The 21,429-nt window shown below is 72.9% G+C and carries 14 protein-coding genes; 3 read left to right on the top strand and 11 right to left on the bottom strand.

Features of this window, described 5'->3' with window-relative positions; all coding sequences use genetic code 11:
- The first annotated feature begins 3 nt into the window (after nucleotides 1-3).
- Complete coding sequence (locus BR98_RS17945; protein WP_051969890.1) at nucleotides 4-588, top strand: DUF742 domain-containing protein; 585 nt, start codon at nucleotides 4-6, stop codon at nucleotides 586-588.
- Complete coding sequence (locus tag BR98_RS17940; protein WP_035845968.1) at nucleotides 569-1,153, top strand: GTP-binding protein; 585 nt, start codon at nucleotides 569-571, stop codon at nucleotides 1,151-1,153. The genes BR98_RS17945 and BR98_RS17940 overlap by 20 nt, the downstream gene beginning before the upstream one ends.
- 45 nt (nucleotides 1,154-1,198) lie before the next feature.
- Here BR98_RS17940 and cimA read toward each other — a convergent pair whose 3' ends face one another.
- The 4 genes from cimA to BR98_RS17920 all read right to left on the bottom strand — a co-directional run bounded on the left by cimA (nucleotide 1,199) and on the right by BR98_RS17920 (nucleotide 6,164).
- Nucleotides 1,199-2,809, bottom strand: coding sequence for a citramalate synthase (gene cimA / locus BR98_RS17935; RefSeq protein WP_035845967.1), 1,611 nt, complete (start codon nucleotides 2,807-2,809; stop codon nucleotides 1,199-1,201).
- A gap of 409 nt (nucleotides 2,810-3,218) precedes the next feature.
- Entirely contained in the window at nucleotides 3,219-4,331 is a 1,113-nt protein-coding gene (locus tag BR98_RS17930) for a branched-chain amino acid aminotransferase (protein WP_035845965.1), read from the bottom strand.
- 167 nt (nucleotides 4,332-4,498) lie between these two features.
- Nucleotides 4,499-5,536, bottom strand: coding sequence for a 3-isopropylmalate dehydrogenase (locus BR98_RS17925; RefSeq protein ID WP_035845963.1), 1,038 nt, complete (start codon nucleotides 5,534-5,536; stop codon nucleotides 4,499-4,501).
- A 58-nt stretch (nucleotides 5,537-5,594) separates the two neighbouring features.
- The gene (locus BR98_RS17920; protein ID WP_035852854.1) at nucleotides 5,595-6,164 is read right to left on the bottom strand and encodes a Uma2 family endonuclease; all 570 of its coding nucleotides are present in this window, start codon (nucleotides 6,162-6,164) and stop codon (nucleotides 5,595-5,597) included.
- Nucleotides 6,165-6,256: 92 nt separating this feature from the next.
- Between BR98_RS17920 and BR98_RS17915 the strand changes: the two genes are divergently transcribed.
- On the top strand, nucleotides 6,257-8,773 hold the full coding sequence (locus BR98_RS17915) for a YfhO family protein (protein WP_051969889.1): 2,517 nt from the start codon (nucleotides 6,257-6,259) through the stop codon (nucleotides 8,771-8,773).
- Here the strand turns inward: BR98_RS17915 and BR98_RS17910 are convergent.
- The 7 genes from BR98_RS17910 to BR98_RS17885 all read right to left on the bottom strand — a co-directional run bounded on the left by BR98_RS17910 (nucleotide 8,712) and on the right by BR98_RS17885 (nucleotide 21,204).
- Nucleotides 8,712-11,939 (bottom strand): S8 family serine peptidase, encoded by a 3,228-nt coding sequence (locus BR98_RS17910; protein ID WP_051969888.1) that lies wholly within the window; start codon nucleotides 11,937-11,939, stop codon nucleotides 8,712-8,714. The two genes, BR98_RS17915 and BR98_RS17910, sit on opposite strands and share 62 nt — an antisense overlap.
- A gap of 111 nt (nucleotides 11,940-12,050) precedes the next feature.
- Complete coding sequence (locus BR98_RS40385) at nucleotides 12,051-12,215, bottom strand: hypothetical protein (protein ID WP_198042243.1); 165 nt, start codon at nucleotides 12,213-12,215, stop codon at nucleotides 12,051-12,053.
- A 296-nt stretch (nucleotides 12,216-12,511) separates the two neighbouring features.
- Entirely contained in the window at nucleotides 12,512-14,104 is a 1,593-nt protein-coding gene (serA, locus tag BR98_RS17905) for a phosphoglycerate dehydrogenase (protein ID WP_198042371.1), read from the bottom strand.
- A 283-nt stretch (nucleotides 14,105-14,387) separates the two neighbouring features.
- The gene (gene ilvC, locus BR98_RS17900; RefSeq protein ID WP_035845961.1) at nucleotides 14,388-15,383 is read right to left on the bottom strand and encodes a ketol-acid reductoisomerase; all 996 of its coding nucleotides are present in this window, start codon (nucleotides 15,381-15,383) and stop codon (nucleotides 14,388-14,390) included.
- A 156-nt stretch (nucleotides 15,384-15,539) separates the two neighbouring features.
- The gene (gene ilvN, locus BR98_RS17895; RefSeq protein ID WP_035845960.1) at nucleotides 15,540-16,064 is read right to left on the bottom strand and encodes an acetolactate synthase small subunit; all 525 of its coding nucleotides are present in this window, start codon (nucleotides 16,062-16,064) and stop codon (nucleotides 15,540-15,542) included.
- Between the two features lie 29 nt (nucleotides 16,065-16,093).
- The gene (locus BR98_RS17890; protein ID WP_035845959.1) at nucleotides 16,094-17,947 is read right to left on the bottom strand and encodes an acetolactate synthase large subunit; all 1,854 of its coding nucleotides are present in this window, start codon (nucleotides 17,945-17,947) and stop codon (nucleotides 16,094-16,096) included.
- A gap of 245 nt (nucleotides 17,948-18,192) precedes the next feature.
- Nucleotides 18,193-21,204: a putative bifunctional diguanylate cyclase/phosphodiesterase gene (locus BR98_RS17885; RefSeq protein WP_232247891.1), complete on the bottom strand. Its 3,012-nt coding sequence runs from the start codon at nucleotides 21,202-21,204 to the stop codon at nucleotides 18,193-18,195.
- Nucleotides 21,205-21,429: the final 225 nt, after the last annotated feature.

Genomic DNA, 21,429 nt, shown 5'->3' with positions numbered 1-21,429 from the left:
ACCGTGACACCGCCCGACGACCGCCAGGGCCAGTACGGAGTTCCGTACCCCGGTACCGGCCACGACGCGTTCGGTGCGCCCGGCGCCGGAAACGGTCCCAGTTACGGCCACCCGCAGTACGGCGAGCAGCAGTACGGCCAGCCCTTCGCGCCGCAGGGCCAGCCGTACCAGCAGCCCGCCGCCGACCCCTCGTACCCGCGTCCCTCGCGCCGCGAGCCGGTGCACCAGGAGTCGGAGGAGGACAGCGGCCCGCTGATCCGGCCGTTCGCGATGACCGGTGGCCGTACCCGGCCGCGGTACGAGCTGGCCCTGGAGGCGCTGGTCTCGTCCAGCATCGACCAGGACCGCATGGCGACGCTGCTTCCCGAACACCAGCGGATCTGCGGCCTGTGCGCCGGCGAGGTGAAGTCGGTGGCGGAGGTCTCCGCGCTGCTCTCGCTGCCGCTGGGGGTGGCCCGGATCCTCGTGGCCGACCTCGCCGAAGCCGGCCTGGTCGCCATCCACCAGCCCGCTGCCGGGGGCGAATCCGGCAACCAGCCCGACGTCACGCTGCTCGAAAGGGTCCTCAGTGGACTTCGCAAGCTCTAGCCCCGCGGCCGCCACGCGCGCCACCACCTCCGCGAAGATCGTCGTCGCAGGCGGCTTCGGCGTCGGCAAGACCACCCTCGTCGGCGCCGTCTCCGAGATCAACCCCCTGCGCACCGAAGCCGTCATGACCAGCGCCTCCGCCGGCATCGACGACCTCAGCCACGTCTCCGGCAAGACCACCACCACGGTCGCCATGGACTTCGGCCGCATCACCCTCGACGAGGACCTGATCCTCTACCTCTTCGGCACCCCCGGCCAGGACCGCTTCTGGTTCATGTGGGACGACCTCGTCCGCGGCGCCATCGGCGCCGTCGTCCTCGTCGACACCCGCCGCCTCGCCGACTGCTTCCCCGCCCTCGACTACTTCGAGAACAGCGGACTCCCCTTCGTCGTCGCCCTCAACGGCTTCGACGGACACCAGCCCCACACCCCCGACGAAGTCCGCGAAGCCCTCCAACTGGGCCCCGACACCCCCATCATCACCCTCGACGCCCGCCGCCGAGACAGCGCCAAAAGCGCACTCATCACCCTGGTCGAACACGCCCTGCTGGCTCGACTGCGCTAGTCGTAGCGGGGCCCCGCCGGTGGTACGCGGGGCCCCGACACCACGTCAGCCCTCGGGCTGCAGACCGGCCTTGAGCAGGCCGTAGGTGTAGGCGTCCTGAAGGGCCAGCCAGGAGGCGGCGATCACGTTGTCGGCCACCCCGACCGTGGACCAGGTGCCGCTGCCGTCGGTGCTCTCGATCAGGACCCGGGTCTTGGACCCGGTACCGTGCTGCCCCTCCAGGATGCGGACCTTGTAGTCCGCCAACTCCAGCTTGGCCAGCTGCGGGTAGATCTTCTCCAGGGCCGCCCGCAGCGCCTTGTCGAGGGCGTCCACCGGGCCGTTGCCCTCGCCGGTGGCGATCATGCGCTCGCCCTTGGCCCAGAGCCTGACGGTGGCCTCGTTGGCCGCAGTGCCCTCCGGGCCCTGCTCGCTGATGGTGCGCCAGGACTCCAGGGCGAAGAACCGCGCGGGCCGGCCGTGCACCTCGCCGTGCAGCAGCAGCTCGAAGGAGGCGTCGGCGGCCTCGTAGGTGTAGCCGAGGTTCTCCTGCTCCTTGACCCGGGCGACCACCCGACCGGCCAGGTCGCGGTCGCTGGACAGGTCGTAGCCGAGCTCCTTGCCCTTGAGCTCGATCGAGGCCCGCCCCGCCATGTCGGAGACCAGCATCCGCATGGTGTTGCCGACCGTTTCGGGGTCGATGTGCTGGTAGAGGTCCGGGTCCACCTTGATCGCCGAGGCGTGCAGGCCCGCCTTGTGCGCGAAGGCGGAGACGCCCACGTAGGGCTGGTGGGTGGCGGGGGTCAGGTTGACCACCTCGGCGATGGCGTGCGAGATCCGGGTCATCTCGGCCAGCCGGCCCAGCGGCAGCACCCGGCGGGCGTACTTGATCTCCAGGGCGCCGACCACCGGGAAGAGGTTGGCGTTGCCGACCCGCTCGCCGTAGCCGTTGGCGGTGCACTGCACGTGCGTCGCGCCGGCGTCCACGGCGGCCAGCGTGTTGGCGACCGCGCAGCCGGTGTCGTCCTGGGCGTGGATGCCGAGCCGGGCACCGGTCTGAGTGAGTACGTCGGCGACGATCTCGCGCACCCCGCCGGGCAGCATCCCGCCGTTGGTGTCGCAGAGCACCACCACGTCCGCGCCGGCCTGGTGCGCGGTACGCACCACCGCCAGGGCGTAGTCGCGGTTGGCCCGGTACCCGTCGAAGAAGTGCTCGCAGTCGATGAAGACCCGTCGGCCCTGGGCCCGCAGGTGACTGACGCTGTCCCGGACCATCTCCAGGTTCTCGTCCAGCGTGGTGCGCAGGGCGAGTTCGACGTGGCGGTCGTGCGACTTGGCCACCAGCGTGATCACCGGTGCGCCGGAGTCGAGCAGGGCCTTGAGCTGCGGGTCGTCGGCGGCCTTGCCGCCGGCCCGGCGGGTGGCGCCGAAGGCCACCAGCTGGGCGTGCTTGAGCTCGAGTTCGGTGGCCGCGCGGGCGAAGAACTCGGTGTCGCGCGGGTTGGCCCCCGGCCAGCCGCCCTCGATGAACCCGACGCCGAAGTCGTCCAGGTGCCGCGCGATGGTCAGCTTGTCGGCCACCGTGAGGTTGATGCCCTCGCGCTGCGCGCCGTCGCGCAGGGTGGTGTCGAAGACGTGGAAGCTGTCGTCGGGGTGACGTGTACTGCCGTCGGTCATGGCCCTGGTTTCTCCGCTCGTGGGTGCACCACCCGGCCGAAGGCTGGGGGAGAGAGTCTGCTGTTGCCGGAATCGAGTTCCCGGCTCCACTGTCCACCTTCCCGCGCGCCACCCGGAACCCGTGCCCGCCTGGTCGGCGCGGCCGGTGCTGCGGGTCCTGCCCGGCCGGCGTGGGGTGGGCTCGGCGGGGCAAAACAAAAGACCCCTCGCGGGTGCGAGAGGTCTGCGCGCGGGTCTGTTGACACGGTGGTCGTCCCGCGGGGTTCACTGCGGGACGGTCACTGCGGACCGGCGCGCCTGCTGCTAATAATGAGCGCGAGCGAGGACACGTTGGCAGTCTGGCACATCGGTCCGACGGGCGGCCTCCCCGTCCCGGATCCCGAGACGGGGAAACCACCCGGAGGGCGGATCAGACGATCGGGTGCAGCCAGTTGTGGGTGTCCTTGACCGTGCCGCCCTGGATGCCCAGCAGCGTCTCGCGCAGGCGCATGGTGACCGGGCCGGGCTCGCCCTTGCCCACCGTCCAGTCGGCGCGGGCGGACTTGACCGAGCCGACCGGGGTGATCACGGCGGCGGTCCCGCAGGCGAAGACCTCGGTCAGGGTGCCGTCGGCGTTGCCCTGCTTCCACTCGTCGGTGGAGATCTTGCGCTCCTCGGTGGAGTAGCCGAGGTCGGAAGCCATGGTGAGCAGTGAGTCGCGGGTGATGCCGGGCAGCAGCGCGCCGGACAGCGCCGGGGTGACGATGCGGGCGTCCTCGCCCTCGCCGAAGACGAAGTACAGGTTCATGCCCCCCATCTCCTCGATCCACTTGTGCTCGGCGGCGTCCAGCCAGACCACCTGGTCGCAGCCCTGGGCGGCGGCCTGCGCCTGGGCGACCAGCGAGGCGGCGTAGTTGCCCGCGCACTTGGCGGCGCCGGTGCCGCCGGGAGCCGCACGGACGTACTCCTCGGAGAGCCAGACCGAGACCGGCTTCACGCCACCGGAGAAGTAGGCACCGGCCGGCGAGGCGATGATCATGAACAGGTACTCGTTGGCCGGGCGCACGCCCAGGCCGACCTCGGTGGCGAACATGAACGGGCGCAGGTAGAGGCTCTGCTCCGGCTGGCTCGGCACCCAGTCACGGTCCTGCTGGACCAGCAGCTCGACCGCCTCGACGAAGGCCTCGGCGGGCAACTCCGGCATCGCGAGGCGACGGGCCGAGGCCTGGAAGCGGGCCGCGTTGGCCTCCGGGCGGAAGGTCGCGATCGAGCCGTCGGGCTGGCGGTAGGCCTTGAGGCCCTCGAAGATGGACTGCCCGTAGTGCAGGGTCATGTTCGCCGGGTCCATCTCCAGCGGGGCGTACGGGGTGAGCTGGGCGTCGTGCCAGCCGCGCCCCTCGGTCCAGCGGATGGTGACCATGTGGTCGGTGAAGATCCGGCCGAAGCCGGGATTCGCCAGCCGGGCCTCGCGCTCGACCGCGGACAGCGGGTGCGCGGAGGGCTTGAGCTCGAACGTGATGGGCGCCTGGGTGGGCGTGGTCATGGCTTCAGTCCTTCACCGTGGGGTTGGTCAGGGCCGCGACCGCCATCGGTGACAAACGCAGGACGGCACGGCCCACTGTTGATAGTCGCATCTCAGGGGCCGTGCCGAACAGCTGTGGGGTTGTACGCCCCCGAAGGGGCGCCTAGTTCCGCCTCCCAGCCGGCCCGTCAGCCGGATACTCGGGCGGCGAGCGCGTCGCCGACCTGCGAGGTGCTGCGAGTACCGGTGCGTTCGGTCAGGTCGGCGGCGACCGCCGCCTCCACCGTGGCCGCCTCGGCCGTGAAGCCCAGGTGGTCGAGGAGCATGGCGACCGACAGCACGGTGGCGGTCGGGTCGGCCTTGCCCTGGCCCGCGATGTCCGGGGCCGAGCCGTGCACCGGCTCGAACATCGAGGGGAAGGCGCCGGACGGGTTGATGTTGCCGCTGGCAGCCAGGCCGATGCCACCGGTGACCGCGGCGGCCAGGTCGGTGATGATGTCGCCGAACAGGTTGTCGGTGACGATCACGTCGAACCGCTCGGGCTGGGTGACGAAGAAGATCGTCGCCGCGTCCACGTGCAGGTAGTCGGTGGTGACCTCGGGGAACTCCTGGCCGACCTGCTGGAAGATCCGGGTCCACAGGTGGCCGGCGTGCACCAGCACGTTGTTCTTGTGGACCAGGGTCAGCTTCTTGCGCGGGCGGGCGGCCGCCCGGCGGTAGGCGTCGCGGACCACGCGCTCGATGCCGAAGGCGGTGTTGAGGCTGACCTCGGTGGCCACCTCGTGCTCGGTGCCGGTGCGCAGCGAGCCGCCGTTGCCGACGTACGGGCCCTCGGTGCCCTCGCGGACCACGACGAAGTCGATGTCCGGGTTGCCCGCCAGCGGGGACTGCACGCCGGGGAAGAGCTTGCCCGGGCGCAGGTTGATGTGGTGGTCGAAGGCGAACCGCAGCTTGAGCAGCAGCCCGCGCTCCAGCACCCCGGAGGGGACGGACGGGTCACCGATCGCGCCGAGCAGGATCGCGTCCTGGACCTTCAGCTCCTCGAGCACGCTGTCCGGGAGGGTCTCACCGGTCGCGTGGTAGCGGCGCGCACCGAGGTCGTACTCGGTGGTCTCGAGCTTGACGTCGGCCGGGAGCGCGGCGGTGAGCACCTTGAGACCCTCGGCCACCACTTCCTGGCCGATACCGTCACCGGGGATCACTGCGAGACGAAGGGTGCGAGACATGGTGGGAACGGTACTCCGGGTCTCGGGGGGTGACATCTGGCGTCCATTATGCGGACGGTCAGCGGAGGGCCAAAGGGATGTCGATCAGGAACGGCCGATCGAGCTTGACACCGTCGTGATGGATTCCGGCCTTTCCGTAAAGGCCGGATGCCGGGTCGAGTTCGTAGGTGTAGACGACAGCGTGGTCGTCGTCGTTCTCGACCCGCCAGTAGTGGCGGATGCCAGCCTCCGCGTACTTCCGAGGCTTGACTTCCCGGTCTCGGGAGACCGAGTCAGGAGACATCACCTCCACGGCGAGCAGCACGTCCTCGGCGCGGAAGGAGGTCTGGCGCAGGCTCGTCCGTGCCTCTGCCCTTGTCACGACCAGGTCCGGCTCAGGGCGGTTGCTGCGTCCGAGAACAACGCTGAACTCCGACCAGACCTCAAGACCGGACGGCACTGCGGACAACAGACCGTTCAACAGCTTCCGGATCACCCAGGCGTGAAAGATCGTCTGAGGACTCACGAAGACCAAGCTCCCGTCGATCAGCTCGGTGTGCGGAGGCAGTTCGGGGAGCCGGTCCAAGTCCTCGGCCGTCCAACCCCCGGTAGGGGGAACCAGCCAGTCCGGGAACGGTTCGACGCTCATCGTTACTCCCATGCGAGAGATTCTGGCGGTCCACCTCAATCTACCCGGCGGGTCCTGACAGCGAATCACCCGAACGTGTCCAGGATGGCCGCATGCGAGAGCTGAAGGCCGCCGCAGGGGCTGCGGGGATGGCGGTGGGGGGCTACTGCCTGGCGCTGGCGGCGCACGGGAGCTACCCGTTCGGGGGACGGCCCAGGGCCGGTGCGCAGTTGGCGGAGCAGATCGTGCCGCTGCACACGCACCTGTGGGACCTGCTGCGCGGGGACGGCGGCGGGGACCTGCTGGTCAACTGGAACAGCGGGTACGGGGTGCCCTTCCTGCCGGACCTGGTGACCGATCTGCTCAATCCCTTCTCCTGGCTGGTGGCGCTCTTCCCCCGGGATCAGGTGGCGCTCGGGGTCTTCTTCGCGACCCTGCTCAGCCTGGGGCTGGGGACCGCCCTGATGACCGTCTTCCTGGGGCGGCTGCACATCGGCTCGGCCTGGGCGCGGGCGCTGCTGGCGGTGGGGTACGGGCTCTGCGCCTGGGTGCTGGCGGCGGGGGTCGGGCGGCCGGCCTGGATGTGGGGGCTGGTCTCGCTGCCGCTGCTCTGCCTGGCCTTCGACCGCTGCCTGCGGCACACCGGCTGGCCGCTCGGCACCCTGGCGGTGGCGGTGGCCTGGCTGGGCGACTTCTACACGGCCGCCACCGCCTCCCTGGGCGCCGCGCTGGTGCTGGTGCTGCGGCTGGCGGTCTCCCGGCGGCCGGTGCGGGAGCGGCTGCGCTCGCTGGGACGGGCGCTCGGCATGGCAGCGGTCGGGATCGGCTTCGCCGCACCCGTGCTCTGGCTCACCTACAAGGCCGGGCGGGCGGCCCAGCCGGCCTCGGCCCTGCATCCGAGCACCCCGGGGCTGACCGACTACCTGGCCCAGCTGCTGCCCGGCGGGCTGTCGGCGCGGGCGCTGCCGAACGTATTCGTCGGGGTGCTCGGGCTGCTGCTGGTGGCCTCGCTGCCGTTCAACCGGCGGGTGCGGCTGCGCGAGCGGGTGGCCTGGACGGTGGCGCTGCTGCTGGTCGCGGTCTCCTTCGTGTGGCGGCCGACCATCCTGCTCTGGCACGTCTCCACCGCACCCGAGGGCGACCCGTACCGGTCGACCTTCGTGCTGAGCGGCCTGCTGACCATGGCCGCCTGGGTCTGTCTGGCGCACCGGCCGCGGCTGTTCGCGCTGGGCGGCGGGGTGGCGCTGCTGGCCGTGCTCGCGGCCACCACCCATGGGCGCGGCTCGACCCGGCCGATCACCTGGGTGCTGCTGGGGGTCGGGGTGCCGCTGGTGGTGCTGACCGTCCGGGCGCTGGGGCGTGGGGCTCGCGAGCGGCGGGTGGCCTTGGTGGTGCTGGCCTGTGGGGTGTTCGCGGGGTCGACTTGGGCGGCGTACTCGGTGCTGGCGCTGCGCGAGCGACGGCAGCCGGCCGCCGTCGCGCCCGACTCGCCGCAGCTGCGGGCGGCCCGGGCCCTGGTGCAGGGCGCCGACCACTGGCCGGACGGGCGCAGCGACCCCGGCCCGCACCTGTTCACCGGCAATGACCCGATGCTGCTGGGCGGGCAGGGCGGCGGCTACCGCAGCGACTACCTGCCCTCGGCCACCGCGCAGACCCTGCACACGCTCGGCGCGGGCTGGCTGCTGCAGGGCCGGCAGACGCTGAGCTTCACCGACCCGGTCGGGCAGGCCCTGTTCGGCGTCACCAGCTCGCTCGACCCCGACCTGACGGTGCGTCGATCGGCCGCGCCGCCGCTGGTGAGCCTGCCCGGGGCGGGCAGCCGGGACAGCTCCTCGGTCTGGGCGCGGCAGCAGGCGGTGCTGGGCGCGACGGTCTACGAGATCCCGGCGCTGGTGCCCGGCGGCGGCCCGGCGCCCACCGACCACGGCAGCAGCGGCTGGTCGATCCCGACCACCCCGGACGGCTCCGACGGGACCGAGCTGACCGCGCACTGCACGCCCGGCCGGGCCGGCTACCTGTACGCGCCCTACCTGGCGGGGGCGGTGAGCTGGCCGGGCGGGTCGCTGGCGGCCGACGGGCAGCAGAGCACGGTCGCGCTGCCGATCACCGCGCTGGGCCCGGTGCCGGCCGACGGGGTGCTGCGGGTGACGGTCCGGGCCGCCCTGGCCACCCAGGTGCCGGCGCATCCCTTCGGCTGCCTGGACCAGGCGGCGCTGGACGCGGCGGTGCGCGCCCTGCGGGCGTCCGGGGCGACGGCGGTGCGAGCGGGCGGGCACGCGATCAGCGCCACGCTGCCGCCGGGGAGCACCGGGACGGCGGTGCTGGCGGTACCCGCCGTGCCGGGTTGGCGGTGCGGGGTGGACGGCCGGGCACCGGCCGCCCCGCAGTCGGTGCAGGGCCTGATCGCGGTGCCGCTCGGCGCCGGTGCCGCCCGGGTGGACTGCGACTTCCGCCAGCCGGGGCTGGCGGAAGGGCTGCGGGTCGCGGCGGGGGCGACGGCGGCCTGGGTGCTGGTGACGGGCTGGTCCTGGTGGCGCGGCCCCGGGCGGCGCCCAGGGCGACGGACCGTCACTGCGCGGGCAGGGTCAGGAGTTCCGCACGGCGACCGTCCGGGTTCAGGTGGTGGATGAGCAGCAGGCGGGCCTCGGCGCCGCCGGCCCGGCGCACCTCCAGCGTGGTGCCGGGGTGGGCGGCGGCCAGCACGGCCGGGGCTTCGTCGGGGGCCAGGCGCACGTCCAGCGCCGGGTGTCGGGTGTCGAACTCCAGCGCCGGGTGCCCGTCGGTGAACCCGATCGCCGAGAGCGCCTGCCCGGGCTCCGGCGGCCCGCCGGTGGGCCCGGTCCAGACCGCGTAGCGCAGCAGCCCGCCGCCGGGCGCCAGGCCGGGCAGCGCGGCCAGCCGGACCGGCAGCAGCACCGCGTCGCTGTCCAGCAGGTCGGTGTCGGTGTCGCCCCAGCGGCCGTTCAGCGGCTGGACGTCCAGCTCCCGCCCGGTTCGCGCGTCCAGCAGCCGGGCCACCAGGACGTCGCTGCCCCGCAGCCGGTCGGCCAGCACCACGGCGTCGGCCACGCCGTCCCCGTCGGTGTCCAGCGAGGCGCGCACCGCACTGGCGCCGACCGGGCTGGCCGCCGGGGCCCAGCTGACGGCGGCCAGGTACAGCAGCCCGCCGCCGGTCGGGCTGTCGGTGGCCGCGCCGACCGCCCGCAGGGCGGCCGCCCGCTCGCCGGGCCGGCTCGCGCAGGTGTCGGCGCCGGGGCAGTCCGGCCAGCGCGGCGCCTCGGCGCCCAGCGCGAAGGCGCTGACCAGGGAGGCGGTTCCGGTGCTGGTCAGCGCGGGGGTGCCAGCCAGCGCCAGCAGCCCGCCGGACAGTTGAACGGCCGTCAGCTCCGAGGCCGGGCGCGGTGCGGCGAACAACGGCACCCGCAGCGTCGGCGGCCCCGGCTCGGCGGGCGTGAGCAGCAACTGCCCGGAGAGTTCGCCCCGGTAGCTGCGGGCCCGCCCCGCCTGGGTGAGGGCCAGGCTCGGGTCGGGGGCCCGGTCGACCCGTCCGGCCACCCTCAGCGTCACCCGCACCCGGGCGCTCTCCCCCGGGCCGAGGGTGATCCGCTCCGGGGTCGGTTCGAAGCGCGCCCCGGGCAGCTCGGTGGCCGGCTGGTACCCGGTGGTGTAGCTCAGCGGGGCGGCGGAGAGGTTCTGCACCACCACCTCGCGGCTCGGCGCCGCCGGTCCGCTCACCGGCACCGGGCCGAAGGAGAGGCCGACGGCGCCGGCCGGTTCGGCCGCGTAGGCGATCGCCGGGGTGGCCACCGCGAGGTCGGCCCGGACCCGCCCGGCACCGGCGCGCTCGGGCCCCAGCACCGGGCCTGACCGACCGTCGCCGGCCCACAGGTCGGTGGCGGTGTTCATCAGCGCGGCCTTGACCTGGGCCACGGTCCAGTCCCGGTGCGCGGCCCGGACCAGGGCGGCGATGCCGGTGATGTGCGGGGCGGCCATCGAGGTGCCGTCCTCCCGGGTGCCGAGGCTGCCGCTGCCCGCCTTCGCCGACCAGATGGTCTCGCCGGGGGCCGCCAGATCGGGTTTGAGCACTCCGTCGGCGCCGAGGCCGCGGGAGCTGAACGCGGCCAGCGTGTCGACGCGTTCGGGCTGGTCCTGGGCGACCGAGCCGTGCAGCGGGTTGCCCGGCGCGGCCAGCTGCACCCGCACCTCGCCGGCGGCGACGGCCTGGCGCAGCCGGTCGCCGTCGGCCCGGGCCAGGATCGCGGCCGGGATCCGCTCGTCGCCGGTGATCTCGCCGAGGTGGTCGCCGTCGGCTGCCAGCAGCACGCCGACGGCGCCGGCCGCGGCGGCCTGGTCGACCCGCGGCGCCGAGCCGCAGGCCCGGTCGGCGTCCCGGACCGTCCAGTCGAGCAGCGCGACCCTGCCGCGCAGCCGGGCCCCGTCGGCGGCCGAGAAGGGGGCGCAGCCGTCGGCCTGGTCGACCGGGCGGGCCAGCACGCCGGCCACCTCGGCGCTGCTCCAGGACGGGTAGCGGGCGCTCCAGTGGGCGGGCAGCACCCCGGCCAGCGTGGCGGGGGCGAGCACCCGCACCCCGTCAGCGTCGCCGTGCCCGCCGACCGAGGCGGCGACCGCGATGGCCCGTGCGGCCACCCCGGGGCTGCCGCCGACGCCGAAGACGTCGCCGTCGTTGCCCGCCGAGGCGACCACCACGGTGCCGGCCTCGGCCAGCCGGTCGGCGGCCACCGCGTCGGCGTCCTGCGGGTCGCCGAAGCCGCTGCCGAGCGAGAGGTTGACCACGTCGAGGTGGTCGCTGAGGTCGCCGTCCTGGTCGGGGTCGGCGGCCAGGTCGAGGGCGTGCGCGAGCTGGTCGGTGGAGCCCTGGCAGCCGAAGACCCGGATCGGGTAGAGCCGGGCGCCGGGTGCGGCGCCCGGGCCGACCCGGAAGGCGGCCGGCGCCAGGCCGGGACGGTAGGGGCCGCGGTAGCCGCTGCCGTCCGCCGCGACGCCGTAGCCGGCGGCGGTGCCCGCGACATGGGTGCCGTGGCCGTTGCGGTCGCAGTCCAGCGGGTTGGGGTCGGGGTGCGGGACGGGCTGGTGGTTCGGGGCGCCCGGCTCGGGGTTGTAGTCGTCGCCGACCAGGTCCGCCCCGCCGACCACCTTGGCGTTGGGGAAGAGCGCGGCGGGGGCGGGCCGGGTGCCGTCGACCGCGCGGTAGGCGGCCTCGGTGCCGGGGCCGCCGAAGTCGGCGTGGGTGTAGTCGATGCCGCTGTCGATGATCCCGATCGTCACGCCCTCACCGGTGCTGCCCGCAACGGCGGGCGGCCCGTCCCAGACCGCGGGCGCGCCGGTGAGCGGCACCGAGTGCCCGTTGGACGGCTGCTTGAGCGTGATCGGATGCACCGCCCGCACCCCGGGCAGCGCGCGCAGCAACGGCAGCCGGGCCGCGGGGAGGTCCACCGCCAGGCCGGTGAGCAGGGTCTGGGTGCGGTAGAGCACCCGGGCGTCCCGGCCGAGGACGTGGCCGAGCTGATCCAGCGCGCTGGCGGCCCGCTGCCGCTGGGTGCGCCCGGCCTCGGCGGCCGCGCGTCTGGTCTCGGCCGCCGAGCGCTGCTCGCGCCGGGCGCCCTCGGCGGCGCGGTGCCAGGCGGGGGCGGCGGGTTCGGTGTCGAGTTCGAGCAGCACGGACTGCCGCTCGGCCGGTCCCTGGGCGCGGGCCGCCGCCGAGGCCGCGGGGGCGGCCGCCAGCAGCGCCAGCACCAGGCCGAGCCGGATCAGGACGAAGGAGGATCGGGTACGCACCTCCCCAGAATCGGGCCTGTTCGGGAGGCGCGCCCGAGAATTGACGAAGCGTCAGGCCAATGGCCTAACCGGAGCGCTGAACGTCAGACCGCCCCCGACTGCCGGGCCGTCTCAGTGGCCGGTCTCGCCGCCGTTGTCGCGGCGGTCGAGCGCGCGCTGGAGGGCGGCGGCGGCATCGGAGGGATGCGGCTCGCTGCGGCGGCGCCGACGGCGGGCCGGGGCGGCGGGGGCCGCGGCGGAGTGGTCACGGGCGAGCAGGTTTGCGGTGGGGGGCATACCGGGCTCCTTGAGTCAGGAGACGCCGAGGCGGCGTCGGATGAGGGAGGAGGGTGGTACGCCTGGCGGGGATCGCCCGCCACGGTGCGTACGTGCACACACGGCCCGCTCGTGTCGGACGTTCTGGTGGGGTCCAGGACACGGGGTCACCGGGTGCCATTTCACGGTACGCCCGCGCCGAGCGACTGTCTCTAGATTTAGTTGGATTTCCTAGTATCTGAGACGAGCCTCACCCGGACACAGCAAAGGGGGCCCGGACCGACCAGCGGTCCGAGCCCCCGGAAGCCGACGATGCGTCAGCCGAGGTCCACCGAACGGGCGAACTTGGCGCCGATCTCGGCGGCGATCTCGGCCAGCACCTCCTGCGGGATCTCGGTGTCGACCGTGATCGAGGCCAGCGCGTCCTTGGTCTCGCCGTCCCGGGCCACCTGCATGCCGGCGATGTTGATGCCCGCGTCGCCGAGGATCCGGCCGAGGGTGCCGACCACGCCGGGGCGGTCCTCGTACTTGAAGAAGGCCATGTGGTCGGTGAGCGCCACGTCCACGTCGAAGGCGTCCACGCCGACGATCTTCTGCTGCTGCTTCGGGCCGGAGAGGGTGCCGGAGATGGCGATCTCGCCGCCGTTGGCCAGGGTGCCGCGCACGGTGATCACGTTGCGGTGCTCGGGGCTCTCGCTGCTGGTGGTCAGCCGCACCTCGACGCCGCGCTCCTGGGCGAACAGCGGGGCGTTGACGTAGGACACGGTCTCCGCCACCACGTCCTCGAAGACGCCCTTGAGCGCGGAGAGTTCGAGCACCTTGACGTCGTGCTGGGTGATCTCGCCGCGGACCTCGACATCGAGCCGGACGGCCACCTCGCCGGCCAGCGCGGTGAAGATCCGGCCGAGCTTCTCGGCCAGCGGCAGGCCCGGACGGACGTCCTCGGCGATCACGCCGCCCTGCACGTTGACCGCGTCCGGTACCAGCTCGCCGGCCAGCGCGAGCCGGACCGACTTGGCGACCGCGATGCCGGCCTTCTCCTGCGCCTCGTCGGTGGAGGCGCCCAGGTGCGGGGTGGCCACCACGTTGTCGAAGGTGAACAGCGGCGAGTCGGTGCACGGCTCCTTGGCGTAGACGTCCAGGCCGGCGCCGGCCACCCGGCCCTCCTTGAGGGCGCTGGCCAGGGCCGCCTCGTCGACGATCCCGCCGCGCGCGGCGTTGACGATCCGCACGCTGGGCTTGACCTTGTGCAGCGCCTCGTCGCCGATCAGACCGATCGTCTCGGGGGTCTTGGGCAGGTGCACGGTGATGAAGTCGGCGACCTCGAGCAGCTCGTCCAGGGAGAGCAGCTTGACGCCCATCTGGGCCGCGCGGGCCGCCTGGATGTAGGGGTCGTAGGCGACGATCTTCATGCCGAAGGCGGACATCCGCTGGGCGACCAGCACGCCGATCCGGCCCAGGCCGACCACGCCGAGGGTCTTCTCGGAGAGCTCGACCCCGGTGTACTTGTTGCGCTTCCACTCGCCCTGCTTGAGCGCGGCGTTGGCGGGCGCGATGTTGCGAGCGACCGAGATCAGCAGGCCGCAGGCGAGCTCGGCGGCGGTGACGATGTTGGAGGTCGGCGCGTTGACGACCATCACGCCGGCCTTGGTGGCGGCGGCGACGTCCACGTTGTCCAGGCCGACACCGGCCCGGGCGACCACCTTGAGTTTCTTGGCCGCGGCCAGCGCCTCGGAGTCGATCCGGGTGGCCGAGCGGATCAGGATGGCGTCCACGTCGGCGATGGCGGTCAGCAGCTCGGTGCGGTCGGCGCCGTCGCAGTGCCGGATCTCGAAGTCCGGCCCCAGCGCGTCCACGGTGGCGGGAGACAGCTCTTCGGCGATCAGAACCACGGCGGTCTTGGATGTCACGTTGCTCACGACAGTTTGTCCTTACTGTCCGGTACTCCCCCGCTCCACGGGCACGTGGGTGGCGTGGCCGGCGCAGGAGGCCGGCGGGCGTGGGGGATGGTGGCATGCCGCGTAAGTAGACGCACGACGCTGTGGGCCTGACGCGCACTCGGAAGTGTATCGACGTGCAGGGGAGTTACCTGTGCCCGAAGGGCGAAATCACCCGGACGGGACCAGACGGGTTGTACAGCGGGGGCAGGCCCGGGTCTCCGGACCTGCCCCCCGCCGCGGCTGACCTGGGCGATCAGGCGTTCTTGACCCAGCTCATCAGCTTGCGCAGCTCACGACCGGTGGTCTCGAGCAGGTGGTCCTGGTCGGCCGTCTTGTACTCGTTGTACTTGGGCAGACCGGCCTTGTACTCGGCGATCCAGGTGTTGGCGAAGGTGCCGTCCTGGATCTCCGCGAGGACCTTCTTCATCTCGGCCTTGGTGTCGGCGGTGATGATCCGCGGGCCGGTGACGTAGTCGCCCCACTCGGCGGTCTCCGAGATCGACCAGCGCATCTTCTCCAGGCCGCCCTCGTACATCAGGTCGACGATGAGCTTCAGCTCGTGCAGGCACTCGAAGTAGGCGATCTCCGGCTGGTAGCCGGCCTCGACCAGGGTCTCGAAACCGGCCTTGACCAGGGCGGCGGTGCCGCCGCAGAGGACCGCCTGCTCGCCGAAGAGGTCGGTCTCGGTCTCCTCGGTGAAGGTGGTCTTGATGACGCCGGCCTTGGTGGCGCCCAGGCCCTTGGCGTACGACAGGGCCAGCGCGAAGGCGCCGCCGGTGGCGTCCTGCTCGACCGCGACGATCGCGGGGACGCCGCGGCCCTCCTCGTACTGGCGACGGACCAGGTGGCCCGGGCCCTTCGGGGCGACCATGCAGACGTCGACGTCGGCCGGGGGCTTGATGAACCCGAAGCGGATGTTCAGGCCGTGGCCGAAGAACAGGGCGTCGCCCGACTTCAGGTGCGGCGCGATGTCCGCCTCGTAGACGTCGGACTGGATCGGGTCCGGCACCAGGATCATGATGACGTCGGCCTCGGCCGCCGCCTCGGCGGGGGTGACCACGCGCAGGCCGGCCTCCTCGGCCGCGGTGCGGGACTTGGACTCCGCCTTCAGGCCGACCCGGACGTCCACGCCCGAGTCGCGCAGGGACAGCGCGTGGGCGTGGCCCTGGCTGCCGTAGCCGATGACCGCGACCTTGCGGCCCTGGATGATGGACAGGTCGGCGTCGTCTTCGTAGAACAGCTCGGCCACGGTGGGACTTCTCCTTGCGTGAATCGCGTCGGTGCTCTGGCTACCGTACGCGCAGATGAGGGGGGTTCGGGGGGATGCGCTCAGAGGTTGAGACAAACAGGGGGTGTCGCGCGCAGCGCGGCCTTGGAAGGGCGGTGGCGGGCGACGGGCGGGCTGCTAGGCGCTTCGGTCGAGCGCCCGCAGCGAGCGGTCGGTGATCGAGCGGGCGCCACGCCCGATCGCCACCAGACCGGACTGCACCAGTTCCTTGATGCCGTACGGCTCCAGCATCCGCAGCATCGCCTCGAGCTTGTCCGAGCTGCCGGTCGCCTCGATGGTCACGGCCTCCGGCGACACGTCCACGGTCTTGGCGCGGAAGAGCTGCACGATCTCGACGATCTGGGACCGGGTCTCGTTGTCGGCCCGGACCTTGACCAGGACCAGTTCCCGCTGGATCGCAGCGGACTGGTCGAGCTCGACGATCTTTATCACGTTGATCAGCTTGTTGAGCTGCTTGGTGACCTGCTCCAGGGGCAGGTCCTCGACGTTGACCACGATGGTCATCCGGGAGATGTCCGGGTGCTCGGTCGGGCCGACGGCGAGGGAGTCGATGTTGAAGCCCCGACGGGAGAACAGCGCGGCGATGCGGGCGAGCACGCCGGGCTTGTTCTCGACCAGGACGGAGAGGGTGTGCTTGGACATAAGTCGGATTTCCCGTTCCTGAGGGGCTGTCAGTCGAGGTCGTCGCCGAAGTCGGGGCGAATGCCCCGGGCGAACAGGATCTCGTCGTTGCTGGTGCCGGCCGCGACCATCGGCCAGACCATGGCGTCCTGGTGGACGATGAAGTCGATCACCACCGGGCGGTCGTTGATCTCCATCGCCTGCTTGATCACCGCGTCCAGGTCCTCCGGCCGCTCGCAGCGCAGGCCGACACAGCCCATCGCCTCGGAGAGCAGCACGAAGTCGGGGATCCGGGTGCCCTGCGGGGGCGGCGCGATGCCGTCGTGGTCGGGACCGGAGTGCAGCACGGTGCTGGAGTACCGCTGGTTGTAGAAGAGCGTCTGCCACTGGCGGACCATGCCCAGCGAACCGTTGTTGATCACCGCGACCTTGATCGGGATGTTGTTCAGCGCGCAGGTGACCAGTTCCTGATTGGTCATCTGGAAGCAGCCGTCGCCGTCGATCGCCCAGACCACGGCCTCCGGCCGGCCCGCCTTGGCGCCCATCGCGGCCGGCACCGCGTAGCCCATGGTGCCCGCGCCACCGGAGTTCAGCCAGGTGGCCGGCTTCTCGTAGTTGATGAACTGCGAGGCCCACATCTGGTGCTGGCCGACGCCCGCGGCGTAGATCGCGTCCGAGCCGACCAGCTGGCCGAGCCGCTCGATCACCTGCTGCGGCGACAACTCACCTGCGGGGGCCGGCTCGTAGCCCAGCGGGTAGGTCTTCTTCCATTCGTTGAGCTTGACCCACCAGTCGGAGTAGTCGCCCTTGCGACCGGCCTCGTGCTCGGCCTGGACGGCCACGATCAGGTCGGCCAGCACCTCGCGGGCGTCACCCACGATCGGCACGTCGGCGGGGCGGTTCTTGCCGATCTCGGCCGGGTCGATGTCCGCGTGGACCACCTTGGCGTACGGCGCGAAGCCGTCCAGCTTGCCGGTGACCCGGTCGTCGAAGCGGGCGCCGAGGGTGAAGAGCAGGTCGGACTTCTGCAGCGCGGTGACCGCCGGGACGCTGCCGTGCATGCCGGGCATGCCCAGGTGCTGCGGGTGGCTGTCCGGGAAGGCGCCCAGGGCCATCAGGGTGGTGACCACCGGCGCGCCGGTCAGCTCGGCCAGGATCCGCAGCTCCGCGGTGGCGTTCGCCTTGATCACTCCGCCACCGACGTAGAGCACCGGCCTCTTGGCGCCGACCAGCAGCTTGGCGGCCTCGCGGATCTGCTTGGCGTGCGGCTTGGTCACCGGGCGGTAGCCGGGCAGCGAGGTGTCCACCGGCCAGCGGAAGGTGGTGGTGGCCTGCAGGGCGTCCTTGGCGATGTCGACCAGCACCGGGCCGGGGCGGCCGGTGGCGGCGATGTGGAAGGCCTCGGCGATCACCCGGGGGATCTCGGCGGGGTCGGTGACCAGGAAGTTGTGCTTGGTGATCGGCATCGTGATGCCGCAGATGTCGGCTTCCTGGAAGGCGTCGGTGCCGATCGCCTTGGAGGCGACCTGGCCGGTGATCGCGACCATCGGGACCGAGTCCATGAAGGCGTCGGCGATCGGGGTGACCAGGTTGGTCGCGCCCGGGCCCGAGGTGGCCATGCAGACGCCGACCTTGCCGGTGGCCTGCGCGTAGCCGGTGGCCGCGTGGCCGGCGCCCTGCTCGTGCCGGACCAGGATGTGTCGGACCTTGGTGGAGTCCATCAGCGGGTCGTACGCCGGCAGGATCGCGCCGCCCGGGATACCGAAGATCGTCTCCGCGCCTACGGCCTCGAGCGAGCGAATGAGCGACTGCGCTCCGGTCATCGTCTCGACCACAACGGGAGTGTCTTGGGACGGGGCGGCCGGGTGCTCCCCGCGGCGGGGGGATGCCGTGTGCTCAGTCATCTGCCTGTCTTCTTTCGCCGGGCGGCTGTCCGTTTCCTCCTATTTTCAGGGGAAACGGGCGGGCGGTACAACGGTGTCGCGACGGTGCGAGTGCAACAAAAAACCCCTCGTGCCCAGGGCATGCGAGGGGTGGCGCGTCGGTCTCTATCGAGTCGGGCAACGTGGCCCGCTCAGCCGACGCGCCCGCCAAGTACGAGAATTCGGGTGCGCATGGCACCGACCTTCCTCCTCAGCGAGGATGGATGTCAAGCAGGTGGGACGGCCGTCTCGCCATGCGGACCCAGAATGGACGGCCTGCCACCCGATCGGGTGTCCGCCGCCGACAGGTAGGCCCGCCGGGCCGAGACCGTGCCCAGCGGCCGGGGCAACGGGTAGAGCCTACGGGCCAGCGCCCGGCGCAGCCGGAACTCGTCCAGCGGCTGGGCGAAGGCCAGGCCCTGCCCGTGCCGGCAGCCCAGCTCCTGGAGCACCGAGACCTGGCGCTGCTGGTCCACCCCCTCGGCGGCGGTGACCAGACCCAGCTCCCGGGCCAGCCGCAGGGCATGGCCCGCGAGCGCCCGGCAGCGCGGCGACTCGGCCACCTCCTGCACCAGCGAGCGGTCCAGCTTGAGGCAGTCGAAGGGCAACTGCGCGAGGGTGCCGAGCGAGCCGCCACCGGCCCCGAAACCGGCCAGCGCGGTGCCCACCCCGAGGCGGCGCAGCGCGGCCAGACGGCGGCCCAGCTCGTCGGCGGTGCTGTCCGGGCCCATCCGGGCCAGCTCGATCACCAGCCGCCCGGGGGGCAGCCCGTGGTCCCGCAGGGCGGCCGCGATGGTCTCGTACACGCCCGGCGCGCAGAGCCGCTCGGCGGTCAGCCGTACCGAGACCGGGACGGCGCCCGGGCCGGTGCGCGCGGGCCCGGGGCCGTCGCCGACGCCACGGACCGCGGCCTGGGCGACCGCCTGCTGGAGCAGCCAGCGGGCGAACCGGGTGGCCGCGTCGCCCTGCTCGGCGCCGCGCAGGAACTCCGCCGGGGTGAGCAGCAGTCCCTGCGCCGAGCGCCAGCGGGCGAGCGCCTCCAGACCGGTGACCGCGCCGGTGCGCAGGTCGACCACCGGCTGGTGCAGCAGCGCGAACCCGCCCTCGCGGACCGCCACCCGCAGCCGCTCGTCCAGCTCCCGGCGACGGTCGACGTCGAGCCGCATCGCGGGGGTGTAGAGCACCACCCGACCCTTGCCCTCCGACTTGGCCCGGTACATCGCGAGGTCGGCGTCGCGCATCAGCTCGTCGGCCAGGGCGCCGGGCTCGGTGGCCGGGGCCTCCGAGCTGCCCGGCCCGGTGCCGCCATGCCCGGTGCCGCTCTGCCGCGCGTCGCTCTGTCGGGTGTCGCTCTGCCGCGCGTCGCTCTGCCGGGTGTCGCACGGGCCGAAGGCGATGCCGATGCTGGCGGCCACGCCCAGTTCGGCGCCGCCGATCCAGTACGGCTCGGAGAGCGCGTGCCGCAGCCGCTCGGCCAGCTCCTGCACCCGCAGCCGGCCGAGCGGGCCGCTGACCAGCACCGCGAACTCGTCGCCACCGAACCGGGCGACGGTGTCGCCGGAACGCACCGTGGCCTGCAGCCGGCGAGCCGCCTGCACCAGCAGCTGGTCACCCACCTGGTGGCCCGCGGTGTCGTTGACCGCCTTGAAGCCGTCCAGGTCCAGGAAGAGCACGGCCACCGTGGCGCCGTCCGGGTAGGGGTGCTCGCGCGGGCCGTCCCCGTCGGGGCCGGCGCCGCGGCCGCCGAGCGCCGCCTTGAGCCGCTTGGCGAACAGCGCCCGGTTGGGCAGGTCGGTGAGCGGGTCGTGGAACGCGTTGTGCTGCAACTGGGCCTGCAGTCGGACTCGTTCGGTGACGTCCCGGCTGTTCAGGATCAGCCCGTCGCGGTACCGGTTGACGGTGGACTCGACGTGCAGCCACTCGCCGCCGCCGGCCCTGATCCGGCACTCCACCCGGGCACTGGGCTCGCCGCTGCGGGCCGAGCCGCGGTGCGAGCCCGGGCTGAGCTGGCGGGCCAGCCGCTGGGTGCGGGCCAGGAACCGGCGGACCTCGCCGATTACCCGGTCGGCGTCCTGCGGGTGCACCAGGTCCAGCAGTCGGCTGCCGACCAGCTCCTCCGGGTCCCGGCTGTAGACGCCCAGGGCGGCCGGGGAGACGTAGGAGAGCACCCCGTCGGCGCCGGTGATCATGATGACGTCGCTCGATCCCTGCACCAGCGAGCGGAAGTGCGCCTCCTTCTGCGCCAGTTCCTGGGCCAGCGACAGGTTGTCGAGCAGCATGATGCCCTGACGGACGATCAGCGCCAGCCCCACCGTGCAGGCGACCACAATCACCACCCGGTCCATCGGACGGCCTCCGAGGGCGTTGTAGAGGATGCCCGCGGTGCAGACCGAGGCGGCGGCGTACGGGGTGAGCGCGCTGAAGGTGGAGGCCACCCGGCGGCGCGGGATGCCGCCGGCCGAGGGGTGCTCGCGGCTCGGGCGACCCCGGCGCCAGCGGGCCGACCAGGGGGCACAGGCCAGCAGCAGGCTGCCGCAGAACCAGCCGGCGTCCAGGATCTCGCCGGAGTGGTAACTGTCGCGCAGCGCGGGCGAGGTGAAGAGCGCGTCGCAGACCACGGTGACCGCGAGGCCCAGCATCGCGGTGTGCACGGCGGCCCGGTTGCCGTCCCGGCCGCGGAACCGCAGGCCGACCACCAGGGAGACCATCAGGATGTCCAGCACCGGGTAGGCCAGGCCGAGGGCGAGCCGCAGCGGGTCGCCGACCTCGCCCTCGGCGGCGTGGCCGAGCGCCAGGCTCCAGCCCAGGGTGAAGAGCGAGCCGGCCACCATCCAGCCGTCCAGCAGCAGGCAGAGCCAGCCGGCCGCGCCGCGTGGGCGCTGGGCCAGTACCAGCAGGCCGATCACGGCCAGCGGGGCGAACGCGAGGAAGGCGTAGTCGGCCACCGAGTCCGGCGGGACGCTGGTCCGCAGCACCACCTCGTACCAGCCCCAGGCGCCGTTGCCGAGCGCGACGGCGGCCGAGGAGAGGCCGAAGAGCAGCCAGGCGGGGCGGGCCGGGCCGGGCACCGTGCAGCCGTGCACCAGGCAGGAGAGGGCGGCCGCCAGGGCCGCACCGGCCAGGCCGAAATCGCCCATGAAGAGGGCCAGCGGGCGCGAACCCCAGCCGGTGGCGGCGCCCAGCGCATAGCCGAGGCAGAGCAGCGCGATCGCCAGGGCGGGCAGTCGACCGGACAGCACCGGCGGCCGCGCCGCGAGGTCGACCGGCTGCGGGCAGTCGGACGGCTGCGAGCAGTCGGGCAGCGGTCTGGCAGCGGTCAACTGCCTGGCCACGGACGGCGATGCGGCGGCGGACGGCGATGCGGTGTCAGCCGCGACCGCGCCGGGCGCGGCCTCAGGCTTGGGGTCCACCCGGCACCTCCCCCTCTGTTCCCAGCCGGGACCCTACACCAGTTCGGTCACTCA

The sequence above is a fragment of the Kitasatospora azatica KCTC 9699 genome (assembly GCF_000744785.1).
GTDB classification, from domain to species: Bacteria; Actinomycetota; Actinomycetes; order Streptomycetales; family Streptomycetaceae; genus Kitasatospora; species Kitasatospora azatica.
The sequence above is the reverse complement of the archived record's forward strand: the minus strand, read 5'-3'. Positions and strand labels throughout refer to the sequence as shown.